Below are 14446 nucleotides of genomic sequence, written 5' to 3' on the forward strand. Positions count from 1 at the left end.
GCCAAAAATATTACTCAACGTCAACGTTTTTCGTTGACGCCATTACTTTCAACGCTTATCAATGAGGTCAACGGAAAACGTTGGTCTCATGTCGCAACACTTCCTTCTCACGGCAAAGGCGAGGTCGCTAAGTTTAGCGAAAGTCGCCCGTTTGTCGGACGAGGAAGCCTATCAGACCTTCAAGCTGATCCGCTGGGCCGCCACTAACGGCGAACCGTTTTGCCCCAAGTGCGGCTGCGTCGCGGTCTACGCCTACCAGACGCGCAAGCTGTTCAAGTGCAAGGGCTGCAATCACCAATTCAGCGTCACGTCGGGCACGATCTTCGCCAGCCGCAAGCTGCCGATCCGCGACTACCTCTTGGCAATTGCCATCTTCGTCAACGGCGCGAAGGGCCACAGCGCGCTCCAGCTCAGCCGCGACTTGGATTGCCAGTACAAGACGGCTTTCGTGATGGCTCACAAGATCCGCGAAGCAATGGCCTCAGAAGCCAACGGCGCGACCGTGGGCGGCACGGTGGAAGTTGACGGTGCGTATTTTGGCGGCCACGTGCGTCCTGCCAATCGCAAGGAAAACCGCCGCGACCGTCGTTTGGTGCAGAACCAGACCGGCAAGCGCCGCGTGGTTGTCATCATGCGCGAGCGCGGCGGCAGGACGTTGCCCTTCGTCTTCAAGTCGGAAGATGCTTCCGTTGTGACGATTGCTCGCACCGTACAGCCCGGCAGCACCGTTCACGCTGACGAGGCCGCCCATTGGGACGCGCTGCACGCTCGTTTCCTCACGAAGCGGATCAACCACAGCGAAGCTTACTCAGACGGCGAGGCTTGCACCAACCAAGCGGAGTCGTTTTTCTCCCGCCTGCGTCGCGCTGAGATCGGCATCCATCACCATATCGCCGGCCCGTATTTGGCTGCCTATGCGAAGGAAATGGCTTGGCGCGAGAACAACCGCCGTCGCAGTAACGGCGAGCAATATTTGATGGCTACGGACTCGGCCCTGTCGCACCCGGTGTCGCGCCAGTGGAAGGGGTACTGGCAGCGGGGAGCACGATAGGAGCACCGGGAGAGGGGGAGGGTGCCGGCGTGGCCGATTGTAGTTGTTCGTTTACGAGCCGGGAAACAAGCGCGTGCAAAACGCTCAAATCCAAATTGCCGCGCTCAAACGAGTCGTGACCAAGCTGAAGCGCATCACAATACTCCGGACGATTTTGCCGGATTAGCTCGGGGAGAATCTTCGTACCCGGCAGCAAGCCGCCCGCTGCAACACACAGCACGAAATAGCACGTTGCGCGCGCAGTTCGGCCATTGCCGTTTATGAACGGATGTATGTTGTTGATTCGCCAAAGAACGTAAGTCGCCAGGGCAATAACGTCAGTATTTTGATCCCACCCGCGATTCACGGTGTTGACGAAGTCATCCATAAGCGCCTGTACGCGATAGTGCGCTGGAGGTACGTACTGCGGGGGAAGCCCGGGGCCATTGCTGATTTCGACGTGGCAAGGACGATATTCACCTGCATAGGCATGCAGGCAGGTGATTGCGTGGAAGTTGAATGACTTTATCACCTGCTGAGACAGAAAAGGCTTCCCGATATCTAGGGAAGCCTGAACGATAGAGCGGAGAAAGTCGTACTGACGATTGCCGTTGGATACCTCTAGAGCGGCATATACAGGATGGCTCTCTGTATTGACCAGCTCATAGACAATCACTTACGCAACCTTTCGCCCTTCCTGCTGAGCAAGAATCTCTTGCACTTGGGCACGCGTAATTTGATTGCTCGACTTCAGCGAACCCATGATGAAAGAAAGCCGCTGTTGGTCGATTTGTTCGCGGGTCTGGGGCAGGTCGAGAGCCCGTTGAAGCGCGGAGAGAAGGGCTGGATCGGTCTTCAGTTCTTGCGGCATTATCTCCCCCAAATCACTGCATTAGGGTAACTCTACCGAGGACTCCCGACAAGTCTCAAACTAGGTGCCATGCTACCTAAGTATTGCTCATCGGGTGGATGTTACGGCAGAAAGTGTGAAAAGTTCCGTTACGAGCGGCAAATTTCCCATAACATGTACTGCCCGGGACCCTGCTCGCTCCGGACAAGGCCGTTTTCCTTTTGGGTCCGGAGTGCCAGCCCGACCCGCTTAGACATGATCCGCAAGAGCCGCTGATCGTTCTTGTCCAAGGCTCGCTCTACCAGCATCTCTAGAGCGATATCGCGGCTGGTAAGCGGCTCTGCCGCTTGGCGCAAAATGGACAACACGAGGCGGCTCATTTCGCCCCTGTTCGACCAGTCCTTGGGCGGGCGGAAGGCTTTGGCCTTGATCGACTCCACCCGGTAGCTCGGGTCGAATTGTAGAATCGTGGCGTCTAGGCTTTCCAAGTCCTGCACCATCTTCCGAAGGGACTCATGGGCGGCTTCAATGTCGCCCGCCAACTGCGCCCGACGCTTAACGAGTCCGGCTAGGACAAATTCGTTCATGAACACCCCGCGTAAAGGGGGCGGATAACCGGAGGGTTATTCGCCCGTTTTTCAGCGGAGAATCTAGTGTTACCGCCAGCCTTGCCGCCAGCCGTGCTAAGGTGAGTTTGCTACCTAATGCCGGAACTGCTCGAGGTCTCGATGATCGCCTCCGTCGCCGGCGAGATCGAGGGCGGCGCGCTGACGGCGCGGCGGCCGTTCCGCTCGCCGCATCATTCCGCCAGCATGGCTGCGCTCACCGGCGGCGGCATGCGCGCAAAACCCGGCGAGATCTCGCTGGCGCATCAAGGCGTGCTGTTCCTCGACGAATTGCCGGAGTTCGATCCGCGCGTGCTGGATTCACTGCGGCAGCCGCTGGAGAACGGCGAGGTCGCGGTGTCGCGCGCCAATCATCGCGTCACCTACCCTGCCCGCTTCATGCTGGTCGCGGCGATGAACCCGTGCCGCTGCGGAAACGCGTTCGAGCCCGGCTATGCCTGCAAGCGCGGCCGCGTCGACCGCTGCGCCGGCGACTACCAGGCGCGCATCTCCGGTCCCCTGATGGATCGCATCGATCTGCGCATCGAAGTGCCTGCCGTGACTGCGGCGGATCTGATCCTGCCGCCACCGGCGGAAGGCTCCGCCGAAGTCGCCGCCCGCGTGGCGGCGGCGCGCGACATCCAGCTCGCGCGTTATGCCGATGCCGGCCGGCCCCATGTCCGCACCAATGCCGAGGCTCCTGCCTCCGTGCTGGAGGAGATCGCAAAGCCGGACGCGCAGGGCCAGAAGCTGCTGCGCGACGCCGCCGAGACCATGCGGCTGTCGGCGCGCGGCTATCACCGCGTGCTGCGGGTGGCGCGCACGCTGGCCGACCTCGATCGCGCCGACAAGATCGGCCGGCTGCATCTCGCCGAAGCGCTGTCCTACCGCGCACTCGCGGAGGATGTGCGGCAGATGGCTTGATCATTCCGCGCATCAACCAGGCGGTAACGAGTTTCCTTTACGCTCTGCAAACCATAAGGCCCAATGAGTTCCCGGGAGCAGTTCCTGGCGGCCTTGGCGAGTAGAGTGTCATGTTGCGTTTCAAGATCCTGGCCTCGGTTGTTCCCTTGTTGGCGGCTGCGGTGTTCGCCCGCGCGGAGATCGGTTCGGTCTCGCATCCCTGCATCGCCCTCGGCGAAACCTCGGTCGAGCTCACCTCCCTGTTCTGGACCGCCGGCGTCCATGTCGCCTTCACCGAAGATCCCGCCCGGGCCACGGTGCTGGTTCAGATCACCGACGATGCCGATACTGCGGACTTCGCCGTGGTCGACGACGGTCTCGGTTCCGAGCCAGATTCCTGTCAGGCCAATCCCTCGACGCGCCTCGTCTCGATTGCCGCTCAGCCCGTCGATGGCGGCCAGGTGATCTATCTCTCCACCGAAGGGCCGGCGGATTACCGCATCTATGTGCGCTCGAAATCGTTCTCGCAGCGCGAGGCCGCGGCGCTGATCGTCGGCGCCCATGGCGGCCATCGCCCGCTCCAGCTCCAGGCCGCCTCGCTCTGAAGCGTTAACACCTCGTCAACCCTGTTTGGAGGCAACGCCAAAGCCTCAAGCTGTTCGCAAGGTCGGCGCGACATCGTCGCAGACGGCGGGTGGCGGGATTTCGAAAAAGAGTCGGGGTCGGTGGCGATGGGTCGGACGTTCCGGATCAAGGTGCGCATGCGCCGTTTCAGGCGACAGCATCCCCGCATCGCCTTCGCGATCCGCTCCTTCATAATCTTCTCGGCGACCTTCGGCGGCGCCTATGGTTTCGTGTCCGGCAGCCGGTCCGAGAACTCCGGCTACGATCCCCACACCTTTGCGATCGGCGCGAGCTTCCTGTTCGCGCTCGCCTGCCTCGGCCTTGCAACGCTGAGCATGCGCCTGCGTTTCGTGAACAAGCGGCTGCGTACCCTCGCCGCCCACAACGAGGCGCTGATCGACCGCAATTGGGAGCTGAAGGAGGCGGAAGAACGCGCCCGCAGCCTGTTCGAGCAGCAGGGTGACCTCATCGTGCTGCGCGCTACCGATGGCCGCATCACCTTCGCCAACGAAGCCTATTGCGCGCTCGCAGGACAGGCGCGCAGCGCGCTGGTCGGCACGCGTTTCGATTTCGACGTGCTGGAGCAGGGCGACAGCGCCCGCGAGAGCAGCGGCACACGCATGCACGACCAGAAGATCGCAACCCCGCTTGGCGCGCGCTGGATCGCCTGGCGCGAAGGCTATGTCCGCCTCGATGCCGGACAGCCCGCCGAATTGCAGAGCGTGGGACGCGACGTCACCGACCGCACCGAGACCGAACGCGCTCTGTCCGGCGCGCGCGACCAGGCCGACGCCGCCAACCGCGCCAAATCGCGCTTCCTCGCGATGGCCTCGCACGAGATCCGCACGCCACTCAACGGCATCATCGGCATGGGCGGCCTCCTGCTCGACACCAATCTGACGCCGGAGCAGGCGACCTATTCCAAGGCGGTGAAAACCTCGGGCGAAGCCTTGATGGCGCTGATCGAGGAACTGCTCGACTATTCCAAGATCGAGGCCGGCAAGCTTGATCTCGAGCAGCGTCCCTTCGCGCTCTCGACCCTGGTCGAGGAAATCACCGAGCTGCTCGCACCGCGCGCACAGGCCAAGTCGCTCGAGATCGCGGCCTATGTCGACGAGCGCCTGCCGCTGGAGGTGGTCGGCGATGCCGCGCGACTGCGCCAGGTGCTGCTCAACCTCGCCGGTAACGCTATCAAGTTCACCGCGAGCGGTGGCGTCGCGCTGATCGTCGAACCCGGCATCTGGCCGAACGAGATCAGCTTCCTGGTCCGCGACACCGGCATCGGCATTGCGCCGGAGGCGCAGCAGCGCATCTTCCGCGAATTCGAGCAGGCCGACGAGCGCGTCGCCCGCACCTATGGCGGCACCGGGCTTGGCCTTGCCATCAGCGAGCGCATCGTCAAGCGCATGGGCGGCCGGATCACGCTCGCGAGCGAGCCGGGCAAAGGCTCGACCTTCGAGATCGCGGTGCCGCTTCCGCCGTCGCAGGCCAGCGCGGGACAGACGGTCTTTCCAAGTCCCGACCTCACCGGCAAGTCGATGCTCCTCGTCGCCGACGGCATCGAGGCTTCGCTGATCGCACGGCGCCTCGAGCGCTGGGGTGGCCAGACCTGCATGGTTGCGGATGCGGCGGTCGCCGAAGCGCTGCTGCCGGAACGCTCATGGCACGCGGTGCTGATCGATCGTGCGATCGGCTCTGCCATAGCCGACCAGCTGGGCGAAATGGCCCGCACACATGCCCTGCAGCGCCTCGTGCTGCTGACCTCCAGCTCGCGCCACGAAAAGCTGTCGCCGGCCTTCACCGGTTTTCTGGTGAAGCCGCTGCGGGCGGCTTCGCTCGCCGCGCGCCTTGCGATGACGCCGGAGGTGGCCTCGCCCGATCTGGCGCCGGAAACTCCGGCGGAAGCTGCCGGCGCGACACCGGCCAAAGGAGCGACCAAAGGCCTGTCGATCCTCGTCGCCGAGGACAACGAGATCAACGCGCTGTTGATGCGCTCGCTGCTGACGAAGCTCGGCCATCGCGTCGTCATCGCCGTCCATGGCGAGGCTGCGCTGGAGTCCTGGCTCGCCGCTTCATCGGCCGGCACGCCCTATGATCTCGTGCTGATGGACATCCAGATGCCGCAGCTCGACGGCATCGAGGCGACGAAGCGAATCCGCACGCATGAGGCGGCGACGGGCGGCCACCACACGCCGATCCTAGCGCTCACCGCCAATACGCTGGTGGAGGATCGCTATGCCTGCTTCGAGGCGGGCATGAACGGATTCCTGATCAAGCCGCTCGATCGCGACAAGCTGGACGAAGCGCTGGCAGGGCTTGCGGCGTCACGGCGGCTGGCCGTCTGACCCGAAAACCTCACGGGAACCTCATCCCATCAGGCAATCCATAATTGAAATCGACCGCGTTGCGCGTCACCATCCTCCGGGGGCATTGCAGGAGGGTTTCGCGCATGAACGTGCTTTGCCGCCTCGTATTCATTGTCTTTCTCGCTGGATTTTCCCGACACGCCGCGGCCGATACGCCGGAGCTCATCGCCTCGCTCAAGCAAGGCGGCTACGTGCTGATCTTTCGGCACACCGCCACCGACGACAGCCAAAAGGACGTCTACCCCTTCAAGTTCGACGACATGAGCGCCCAGCGTCAGCTCAGCGAAAAGGGCAGGGACATGGCGCGCCAGATCGGGGCGGCGATTAAGGACCTCGCGATCCCGATCGGCGATGTCTACACCAGCCGGCTCAACCGTGCGATCGAGGCCGGCATGCTGATCTCCGGCGGCGAGGTCAAGCCGGTCGACGCGTTGACGGACAGCAGCAACGCCAGCGCATCGGGAATGGCAAACCCGACCGGCGCCAATGCAAAGGCCGGGCAGGCGGTGCGCCAGCTCGTCGACGCGCCGCCGAAAGCTGGTACCAACAATTTCCTGGTCACCCACAAGACGAACATCGCCGATGCCTTCGGCAAGGAGGCCGGTGACGTCGGGGAAGGCGAGGCCTTCGTTTACAAGGCCGGCAGCTCCGGCCCGGCCACCTTTGCCGGACGCATCAAGCCTGCAGATTGGAGCGCCAAAGCCGGCAAGTGAAGCGCCTGCATTCGGCCCTGATCGCTGGTGTGATGGAGGGGCCGGATTTCCCCGGCCTCTCGACGAGCCGGCTCACGTGGAGGTATCCGGCCAATGTCTCGGCAACTGAGATATGCCGAGACATTGCCGAAACGCCGCGGACAGATTGACCTTGTGCGACTTGCCCCCGCACGATCGTCTTGTGATACCCACGTCTTGCGAGTTCCGACTGAAAGGCTGGCGAACACGTGAGAACATCGGAAGACCGCTCATTTCTCGTATTGCTTGCCGCAATCACGCTAGCGTTTGGCTGGGTGCTCTGGCCTTTCTCCGGAGCATTGCTGTGGGCCACGCTGCTGGCCATCATCTTCGCCCCGCTCTATCGACGCTTCCTGGAAACCCTCCCGGGAAAGCGCAACATTGTCGCATTCTCCACCGTTGTCGTCGTGGTGGTGATCGTCTTGATCCCCGTCGCGATCGTCATCGCCTCGCTCATCGACCAGGGAGGGGAGCTGTATCAGCGCGTTCAGTCGGGGGAGATCAGTTTTGCTCATCCGCTTCAGCAGCTGAAATCCGCGCTGCCCGACTGGGCTGCTCCCATGGCGGATCGCCTCGCCAGCATCGATTTTTCGGCCCTGAAGGAACGCCTGTCGGGACTGCTCGTCCCGGCCGGCCAGCAGCTGGCCGGGCACGCGATCAACATCGGTCAGTTGACCCTCGAATTCGTCGCAAGCTTGCTCGTGATGTTGTACCTGCTGTTCTTTCTGCTGCGCGATGGTGACGAGCTGAACGCACGCATCCGCGACGCCCTGCCGCTGCGTCCGAGCCACAGCGCCGAGATTCTGAATGCGTTCACCCTGGCGGTTCGCGGGACGATCAAGGGAATCATCCTCGTTGCCCTGATTCAGGGCGCGCTCGGCGGGGTGATCTTCTGGCTGCTCGGACTGACCGCGCCGCTACTGGCGGGCGCGCTGATGGCGCTGCTCTCGCTTCTGCCCGTGCTCGGCTCCGCGCTGGTATGGCTTCCAGCTGGGCTCTATCTGCTTGTGGCAGGCTCAGTCACGAAGGGAATCATCCTGCTCGCTTTCGGCACCTTCGTGATTGGCCTTGCGGACAACTTTCTTCGTCCCATCTTGGTGGGACAGTCGATCCGGATGCCGAGCTACATTGTGTTGCTCGCCACGCTGGGCGGCCTTGCGGCTTTCGGAGCAAACGGCTTCGTCATCGGCCCACTCGTCGCGGCTATGTTCCTGACGGCCTGGCAGGTCTTCGTCCGCTCGAAAGAGCAACAGGAGGTCCGGAAATGACCTGCTACGCGGCGTAAGCTACGAAGCGCGGCGCCGAGAGCTTGTCAGGCGGCCCCGACGTGCCCTTGAAGACGGTGTCGGTCTTTGCCGCCCGCTTGCAATGCGGGCAGACGAAGAGATGCGCGATCACCGGAACCGGCTCGTCCGCGAGCAGTTCCGAGCGGTACCACCTCATCTCGACATGGCAATCCGGACAGGTCGGTGCTTCGAGTTGTTCCGCAGCACTTCTGAGACGATCAACCATCGAGACCTCGCGTTTTCCAAGGTCATAGCCCAATACCTCTTGCCGGTCTGCAACAAAAGACACGCTGCACAAACGCGCAAGATCCGCCGACCGCCGCGACTACAGTCGCCTGAGTGCCACGTTCTCCACGGTGTGGTCGGCGCCCTTCTTCAGGATCAGCGTGGCGCGAGGGCGGGTCGGCAGGATATTGTCCTCGAGATTGGCGAGGTTGGTGCGCTCCCAGATCGCGATCGCGGTGGCCGTGGCTTCCTCGTCTGACAACAGCGCGTAGCGGTTGAAGTAGGACTTTGGATTGGTGAATGCGGTGTCGCGCAGCGCCAGGAAGCGCTTGATGTACCATTGCCGCAGCGGGGCTTCGTCGGCGTCGATATAGACCGAGAAATCGAAGAAGTCGGAGACCACAGGCACCGCCTTGCCGTCGCGCGGCAGTTTGCCGGTCTGCAGCACGTTGACGCCCTCGACGATCAGGATGTCGGGCTGGTCGATCTCGGCCCACTGGTTCGGCACGATGTCGTAGGTCAGATGCGAATAGACCGGCGCACGCACATGGCGGCGGCCGGACTTGATATCGGAGAGAAAGCTGAGCAGCAGCGGCAGGTCGTAGCTTTCCGGAAAGCCCTTCTTCTGCATGATGCCCTGCCGGTCGAGCACGGCGTTCGGATAGAGGAATCCGTCGGTGGTGATGAGTTCGACCTTTGGGCGCGGCGACCAGCGCGCCAGCAGGGCCTGGAGCACGCGGGCCGTGGTGGATTTTCCGACCGCGACAGAGCCGGCGACGCCGATGATGTAGGGCACCTTGCGGTCGCGGATGTTGAGGAACTGGCGCTCCGCATAATACAGGCGCTGCATCGCATCGACATAGATCGAGAGCAGGCGCGACAACGGAAGATAAATATCCTCGACTTCCTTGAGATCGAGGCGATCGTGCAGCGAGCGCAGCCGGTCGAACTCGCCCGGCTCCAGCGTCATCGGCGTATCGTCGCGCAGACGCGCCCACTCCTCGCGCGAATAGATGCGGTACGGATTATACTGCTGCTCGGGTGCGCGGATATCCATAACGCGACCTTTCCGTTGGGGCTTATACTAGCCCTTACGCGACGCTTTCTCTTCCAACCCTGACATATTCGTACGCTTGTCGAGCGCCGCTTCCACCTCTTCCAGCTTTACGCCGCGGGCCTTCAGCAAGACAAGGAAGTGATAGAGCAGGTCGGCACTTTCGGCGATCAGATGCGCGCGATCGTTTTCGACTGCTGCGATTACGGTTTCGACTGCTTCCTCACCGAACTTCTTGGCGCAATGCTCGGCGCCCTTGTCGAGGAGCTTGCGGGTATAGGACGCTTCGCCGCCGGCCGCCGCGCGGGCGTCGATGGTCTCGGCCAGATCGTGGATCGTGAAACGCGGCATCGGAATTACTCGGAAACACGCTTGGCAACACACTTGGCCACGGAGGCCATTCCCCGCTACCTCATGTAGCACTTTTACGAACGGGAGTCGTCAGGCATCGAGGCGCATGGCCAGTCCGCGCCGGGCCATGTGCTCCTTGGCTTCGCGGATGGTGAATTCCCCGAAATGGAAGATCGAGGCGGCCAGCACGGCCGTGGCGTGGCCGTCGCGGATACCGTCGACAAGGTGGTCGAGATTGCCGACGCCGCCTGAGGCGATCACGGGCACGGCAACGCTGTCGGCGATCGCCCGGGTCAGCGGGATGTCGAAGCCCTGCCTCGTGCCGTCGCGGTCCATCGAGGTGAGCAGGATTTCACCGGCGCCGAGCGAGACGACTTCCTGGGCGTATTCGATGGCGTCGATGCCGGTCGAGTTGCGGCCGCCATGGGTGAAGATCTCCCAGCGGTCGCCGCCGGGGCGCTTGACGCGCTTGGCATCGATCGCAACCACGACGCATTGCTCGCCGAATTTTTCGGCCGCTTCCTTGACGAACTCGCGCCGGGATACTGCGGCGCTGTTGATCGAGACCTTGTCGGCGCCGGCGCGCAGCAGCGTCTTGATGTCGTTGACCTCACGCACGCCGCCGCCGACGGTCACGGGCATGAAGCAGGCCTCCGCCGTGCGCCGGACCACGTCCAGCATGATGCCGCGATTCTCATGGGTCGCGGTGATGTCGAGGAAGGTGAGCTCGTCGGCGCCGGCGGCGTCATAGGCGATCGCGGCTTCGACGGGATCGCCGGCATCTCTGAGATCAACGAAGTTGACGCCCTTGACGACCCGTCCGTCCTTGACGTCGAGGCAGGGGATCACGCGCACCTTGAACATGTGTCAGCTCCCAGGCGCGCGCGCGTTGCGGATCAAGGTGAGGGCGGCCGCGGGATCGAGCCGGCCGTCATAGAGCGCGCGGCCGGCAATCGCGCCGGCGAGCTTCTTCGCGCCCGGTGTCAGCATGGCTTTCACATCTTCGATCGAGGCAAGGCCTCCGGAAGCGATCACGGGAATCGAGATGGCGTCGGCCAGCGCAATTGTCGCATCGAGGTTCAGGCCCTTGAGCAGGCCGTCGCGCGCGATGTCGGTGAAGATGATGGCGGCAACGCCGGCATCCTCGAAGCGCTTTGCGATCTCCAGCACCGTGACCTGCGAGGTCTCGGCCCAGCCTTCGACCGCGACCTTGCCGTCGCGGGCGTCGAGCCCGACCGCGACGCGGCCGGGGAATTTTTTCGCCGCAGCCTTCACCAGCTCCGGATCGCGCACCGCAGCGGTGCCGATGATGACGCGGGTGATGCCCTTGTCGAGCCAGGCTTCGACAGTGGCGAGATCGCGTATGCCGCCACCGAGCTGCACCGGGATCTTGATCGTCTTCAGCATCGCCTCGACGGCCTCTGCATTCACCGGCTTGCCGGCGAAGGCGCCATCGAGATCGACGACATGGAGATACTCAAAGCCCTGCTCGACGAAGCTCTGCGCCTGCGCGGCAGGATTGAGGTTGAACACCGTCGCGCGCGCCATGTCGCCTTGCTCGAGGCGCACGCATTGGCCGTTCTTGAGATCGATCGCGGGAAAGAGAATCATGATTGAGCCAGGATTTTTCCGCGCACACGGTGCGCTCCCTCCCCCCTTGTGGGGGAGGGTTGGGGAGAGGGGTAAGCCACGGGCACCGCCGTTGCCGCTACCCCCCTCCCGAATGCTGCGCATTCGACCTCCCCCACAAGGGGGGAGGTAACAAGAGCGGTACGCATCACGGTTTCCATCGCAAAAAGTTCGAGATCAGAGCGAGGCCAAAGCGCTGGCTCTTCTCGGGGTGGAATTGGGTGCCGATCGCCGTGTCCTTCGCGACGATCGCGGTGACGGCTCCGCCGTAGTCGGCGCGCGCGAGCACGTCCGCCTCGTTGGCAGCATTGAGGTGGTAGGAGTGCACGAAATAAGCGTGCTGGCCTTTCGGACCGAGCGGCAGCTTGTTCAGCACCGGATGTTCCTGCAGTACGTCGAGCGTGTTCCAGCCCATGTGCGGAATCTTCAGGCTCTCGTCGCGCGGCGTGATCTTCTCGACGTCGCCGCCGATCCAGTTCAGGCCATCGGTCGTGACGTGCTCCTTGCCGCGGGTCGCCATCAGCTGCATGCCGACGCAGATGCCGAAGAACGGCCGCGCCTTGACGCGCACCGCTTCGGTGATCGCCTCGACCATGCCGTTGACGGCATCGAGCCCGCGCCGGCAATCGGCGAAGGCGCCGACGCCCGGCAGCACCAGTCGGTCGGCTTCGTAAGCCTGATCGGGATCGCTGGTGACGAAAACCTTTTGCGGATTTTCGAGGCTGCGCGCGGCGCGCTCGAAAGCCTTGGCGGCGGAATGCAGATTGCCGGAACCGTAATCGATGATGGCGACGCTCATCTTGACCCTCCCGGTTCTGGAAACAACCCGATGATGCCGCCGGCCGGAAGCGGCGGCGGATTCGAGAATTGCTGACCCGGCACGCTGCGGGTCGGCGGCGGGCCGCCGCGATCGACGGCCCATTGATCGTTGACGATGCCGTGCTGCTTCTGGCTCCAGCGCTTGAAGAAGCGGCGCTCGGCGGTGTCCTCGTCATCGCCTACCACCACGTCGAGCTGCCGCCATTTGCCGCGCGACAGCGTCCAGCGGCGCAGGCTCGAGGCCTCGAAGCCCATCAGCAGCGCGACGATGAGATCGGCGAAGAAGATCGAGCCGCGTCCGACGCCGAGGCTGGACAGACCGGCGTTGAACGCTGCGACGAAAACCACCCAGCCGATCAGCGCCAGCCACAGCCGATTCCACAGCAGCCAGAACGGACCGAGGATCATCGCCCAGAAATGGAATCCGTCGCGCACGAACACGAACTTGTCGGTCGCGCGCAAATCGGCTCCGGCAGGGGAGGGAGCATGAATTGTGTAGACAGGCATGGTGGATGCCCCGTTCCTAGGAATTCAGTGATGCCGCAAGCGGCGCGCAGCCGCCCGGCCGAAAGACGTCAGCCGCCGAGCGAACCCTTGGTGGACGGGATTTCTCCCGCCGCTTTCGGATCGATCGCGACCGCGGTGCGCAGCGCCCGCGCCAGGCCCTTGAAGCAGGACTCGGCGATATGGTGGCTGTTATCGCCATATAGGGTCTCGACGTGGATAGTCACGCCGGCGTTCATGGCGAAGGCCTGGAACCACTCGCGCACCAGCTCGGTGTCGAACTCGCCGATCTTGTCGCGGGGGAAGTCGGCCTTGAACACCAGGAACGGGCGGCCCGAGATGTCGATGACCACGCGCGACAGCGTCTCGTCCATCGGCATGTGCACGCCGGCGTAGCGAGTGATGCCCGCCATGTTGCCGAGCGCCTGCTTGACCGCCTGGCCGAGCGCGATGCCGGTGTCTTCGGTGGTATGGTGGTAATCAATGTGCAAATCGCCCACCGCCTTGACCGTGAGGTCGATGCGGGAATGGCGGGCGAGGAGATCGAGCATATGGTCGAAAAAGCCGATGCCGGTCGCGATATTGGCCACGCCGGTGCCATCGAGGTTCACGGAGACCTCGATGTCGGTTTCCTTGGTCTTGCGCTTGATCGTCGCGGTGCGCATTGAAACTGGCTCTCATCCTGGCTCGGGGCCGAAAACGCCGGTCTTTTAACAGCCAAATGACGCCTTCGCTACCGCGGGATCGCCTTGGCTGGGCGGCACTTCCACCTATGGTGAGCGAATTGGGGCCGGAGCGGCCCGTTGTGCCCAGGTTGTCCCCTTGCCCCCGACCGCCTAAATCAGGCCGGTCAACGAGGTACTTCATGCAGGATTCCCAGAACAGCTCGCCGGGCTGGCACGGCACCACGATCTTGACCGTCCGCAAGGGCGGCAAAGTGGTGGTCGGCGGCGACGGCCAGGTCTCGATCGGCCAGACCGTGATCAAGTCCAACGCCAAGAAGGTCCGGAAACTCGGCAAGGGCGACGTGATCGGCGGCTTTGCCGGGGCGACCGCCGATGCCTTCACCCTGTTTGAGCGGTTGGAAGCCAAGCTCGAGCAATATCCGGGGCAGCTGACCCGGGCCGCGGTCGAGCTCGCCAAGGACTGGCGCACCGACCGTTATTTGCGGCGGCTGGAGGCCATGATGATCGTGGCCGACAAGGACGTCTCCCTGGTGCTGACCGGCACCGGCGACGTGCTCGAGCCCGAGGCCGGCGTGATGGCGATCGGCTCCGGCGGCAATTACGCGCTGGCGGCGGCACGGGCCCTGCTCGACACCGACAAGGACGCCGAGACCATCGTCCGCCGCTCCCTCGACATCGCCGCCGACATCTGTGTCTACACCAACCGGAATCTCACCATCGAAAGCCTGGCGACGGGGTAGGGGCTGTGGCTGGACAGCGGAGCTCCGAACTGGCTGCAACCTG

General features: G+C 63.4%; 17 protein-coding genes and 1 pseudogene. 7 read left to right on the forward strand and 11 right to left on the reverse strand.

Annotated elements, in window-relative coordinates; translation table 11 throughout:
- The first annotated feature begins 61 nt into the window (after nt 1–61).
- Nucleotides 62–1051 carry an IS1595 family transposase gene (locus CV770_RS07720; RefSeq protein WP_104461902.1) on the forward strand — a complete coding sequence of 330 codons (990 nt, stop codon included), beginning with the start codon at nt 62–64 and terminating at the stop codon, nt 1049–1051.
- On the opposite strand, the gene CV770_RS07725 is transcribed toward CV770_RS07720, so the two are convergent.
- From CV770_RS07725 to CV770_RS07735, 3 genes are all read right to left on the reverse strand, one after another.
- Nucleotides 981–1706, reverse strand: a complete 726-nt coding sequence (locus CV770_RS07725; RefSeq protein ID WP_104461903.1) for a Fic family protein — start codon at nt 1704–1706, stop codon at nt 981–983. The genes CV770_RS07720 and CV770_RS07725 overlap by 71 nt on opposite strands.
- The gene (locus CV770_RS07730) at nt 1707–1901 is read right to left on the reverse strand and encodes a hypothetical protein (RefSeq protein ID WP_104461904.1); all 195 of its coding nucleotides are present in this window, start codon (nt 1899–1901) and stop codon (nt 1707–1709) included. It abuts the gene before it with no gap.
- 128 nt (nt 1902–2029) lie between these two features.
- A complete protein-coding gene (locus CV770_RS07735; RefSeq protein ID WP_104461905.1) occupies nt 2030–2467 on the reverse strand; it encodes a hypothetical protein in 438 nt (145 codons plus the stop codon).
- A 123-nt stretch (nt 2468–2590) separates the two neighbouring features.
- On the opposite strand from CV770_RS07735, the pseudogene CV770_RS07740 reads away from it, so the two are divergent.
- From CV770_RS07740 to CV770_RS07760, 5 genes and pseudogenes are all read left to right on the forward strand, one after another.
- A pseudogene (locus CV770_RS07740) lies at nt 2591–3409 on the forward strand (ATP-binding protein); the annotation flags it as partial.
- Nucleotides 3410–3519: 110 nt separating this feature from the next.
- The gene (locus tag CV770_RS07745; RefSeq protein ID WP_104461907.1) at nt 3520–3993 is read left to right on the forward strand and encodes a hypothetical protein; all 474 of its coding nucleotides are present in this window, start codon (nt 3520–3522) and stop codon (nt 3991–3993) included.
- A 126-nt stretch (nt 3994–4119) separates the two neighbouring features.
- The gene (locus CV770_RS07750) at nt 4120–6357 is read left to right on the forward strand and encodes an ATP-binding protein (RefSeq protein WP_201759754.1); all 2238 of its coding nucleotides are present in this window, start codon (nt 4120–4122) and stop codon (nt 6355–6357) included.
- A gap of 104 nt (nt 6358–6461) precedes the next feature.
- On the forward strand, nt 6462–7091 hold the full coding sequence (locus CV770_RS07755; protein WP_091965346.1) for a histidine phosphatase family protein: 630 nt from the start codon (nt 6462–6464) through the stop codon (nt 7089–7091).
- 227 nt (nt 7092–7318) lie between these two features.
- The gene (locus tag CV770_RS07760) at nt 7319–8377 is read left to right on the forward strand and encodes an AI-2E family transporter (RefSeq protein WP_165637718.1); all 1059 of its coding nucleotides are present in this window, start codon (nt 7319–7321) and stop codon (nt 8375–8377) included.
- Between the two features lie 4 nt (nt 8378–8381).
- Here CV770_RS07760 and CV770_RS07765 read toward each other — a convergent pair whose 3' ends face one another.
- From CV770_RS07765 to hisB, 8 genes are all read right to left on the reverse strand, one after another.
- Nucleotides 8382–8621, reverse strand: coding sequence for an SIR2 family protein (locus CV770_RS07765; protein WP_104461964.1), 240 nt, complete (start codon nt 8619–8621; stop codon nt 8382–8384).
- Between the two features lie 99 nt (nt 8622–8720).
- The gene (gene coaA, locus CV770_RS07770; RefSeq protein WP_028139389.1) at nt 8721–9677 is read right to left on the reverse strand and encodes a type I pantothenate kinase; all 957 of its coding nucleotides are present in this window, start codon (nt 9675–9677) and stop codon (nt 8721–8723) included.
- Between the two features lie 27 nt (nt 9678–9704).
- Nucleotides 9705–10025 (reverse strand): phosphoribosyl-ATP diphosphatase, encoded by a 321-nt coding sequence (locus tag CV770_RS07775; RefSeq protein WP_018323522.1) that lies wholly within the window; start codon nt 10023–10025, stop codon nt 9705–9707.
- Between the two features lie 90 nt (nt 10026–10115).
- Entirely contained in the window at nt 10116–10889 is a 774-nt protein-coding gene (gene hisF, locus CV770_RS07780) for an imidazole glycerol phosphate synthase subunit HisF (RefSeq protein WP_018323523.1), read from the reverse strand.
- Nucleotides 10890–10892: 3 nt separating this feature from the next.
- On the reverse strand, nt 10893–11636 hold the full coding sequence (hisA, locus tag CV770_RS07785; protein WP_104461909.1) for a 1-(5-phosphoribosyl)-5-[(5-phosphoribosylamino)methylideneamino]imidazole-4-carboxamide isomerase: 744 nt from the start codon (nt 11634–11636) through the stop codon (nt 10893–10895).
- 166 nt (nt 11637–11802) lie between these two features.
- Nucleotides 11803–12453, reverse strand: coding sequence for an imidazole glycerol phosphate synthase subunit HisH (gene hisH / locus CV770_RS07790; RefSeq protein ID WP_091965348.1), 651 nt, complete (start codon nt 12451–12453; stop codon nt 11803–11805).
- Nucleotides 12450–12980 (reverse strand): DUF2628 domain-containing protein, encoded by a 531-nt coding sequence (locus tag CV770_RS07795; RefSeq protein ID WP_104461910.1) that lies wholly within the window; start codon nt 12978–12980, stop codon nt 12450–12452. Before CV770_RS07795 ends, hisH begins: the two co-directional genes overlap by 4 nt.
- 68 nt (nt 12981–13048) lie before the next feature.
- A complete protein-coding gene (gene hisB / locus CV770_RS07800; RefSeq protein WP_104461911.1) occupies nt 13049–13642 on the reverse strand; it encodes an imidazoleglycerol-phosphate dehydratase HisB in 594 nt (197 codons plus the stop codon).
- 200 nt (nt 13643–13842) lie between these two features.
- On the opposite strand from hisB, the gene hslV reads away from it, so the two are divergent.
- Nucleotides 13843–14403, forward strand: coding sequence for an ATP-dependent protease subunit HslV (gene hslV, locus CV770_RS07805; protein ID WP_104461912.1), 561 nt, complete (start codon nt 13843–13845; stop codon nt 14401–14403).
- Nucleotides 14404–14446: the final 43 nt, after the last annotated feature.

The organism is Bradyrhizobium sp. AC87j1 (genome assembly GCF_002936975.1).
GTDB classification, from domain to species: Bacteria; Pseudomonadota; Alphaproteobacteria; order Rhizobiales; family Xanthobacteraceae; genus Bradyrhizobium; species Bradyrhizobium shewense.

Bases quoted from the DNA above. Each gene is read 5' to 3' on its own strand.
- CV770_RS07755 (WP_091965346.1), top strand. From the start codon at position 6,462: ATGAACGTGCTTTGCCGCCTCGTATTCATTGTCTTTCTCGCTGGATTT.
- hslV (WP_104461912.1), top strand. From the start codon at position 13,843: ATGCAGGATTCCCAGAACAGCTCGCCGGGCTGGCACGGCACCACGATC.
- CV770_RS07720 (WP_104461902.1), top strand. From the start codon at position 62: ATGAGGTCAACGGAAAACGTTGGTCTCATGTCGCAACACTTCCTTCTC.
- CV770_RS07765 (WP_104461964.1), bottom strand. From the start codon at position 8,621: ATGGTTGATCGTCTCAGAAGTGCTGCGGAACAACTCGAAGCACCGACC.
- CV770_RS07730 (WP_104461904.1), bottom strand. From the start codon at position 1,901: ATGCCGCAAGAACTGAAGACCGATCCAGCCCTTCTCTCCGCGCTTCAA.
- hisB (WP_104461911.1), bottom strand. From the start codon at position 13,642: ATGCGCACCGCGACGATCAAGCGCAAGACCAAGGAAACCGACATCGAG.
- hisA (WP_104461909.1), bottom strand. From the start codon at position 11,636: ATGATTCTCTTTCCCGCGATCGATCTCAAGAACGGCCAATGCGTGCGC.
- hisH (WP_091965348.1), bottom strand. From the start codon at position 12,453: ATGAGCGTCGCCATCATCGATTACGGTTCCGGCAATCTGCATTCCGCC.
- coaA (WP_028139389.1), bottom strand. From the start codon at position 9,677: ATGGATATCCGCGCACCCGAGCAGCAGTATAATCCGTACCGCATCTAT.
- CV770_RS07750 (WP_201759754.1), top strand. From the start codon at position 4,120: ATGGGTCGGACGTTCCGGATCAAGGTGCGCATGCGCCGTTTCAGGCGA.
- hisF (WP_018323523.1), bottom strand. From the start codon at position 10,889: ATGTTCAAGGTGCGCGTGATCCCCTGCCTCGACGTCAAGGACGGACGG.
- CV770_RS07735 (WP_104461905.1), bottom strand. From the start codon at position 2,467: ATGAACGAATTTGTCCTAGCCGGACTCGTTAAGCGTCGGGCGCAGTTG.
- CV770_RS07775 (WP_018323522.1), bottom strand. From the start codon at position 10,025: ATGCCGCGTTTCACGATCCACGATCTGGCCGAGACCATCGACGCCCGC.
- CV770_RS07795 (WP_104461910.1), bottom strand. From the start codon at position 12,980: ATGCCTGTCTACACAATTCATGCTCCCTCCCCTGCCGGAGCCGATTTG.
- CV770_RS07745 (WP_104461907.1), top strand. From the start codon at position 3,520: ATGTTGCGTTTCAAGATCCTGGCCTCGGTTGTTCCCTTGTTGGCGGCT.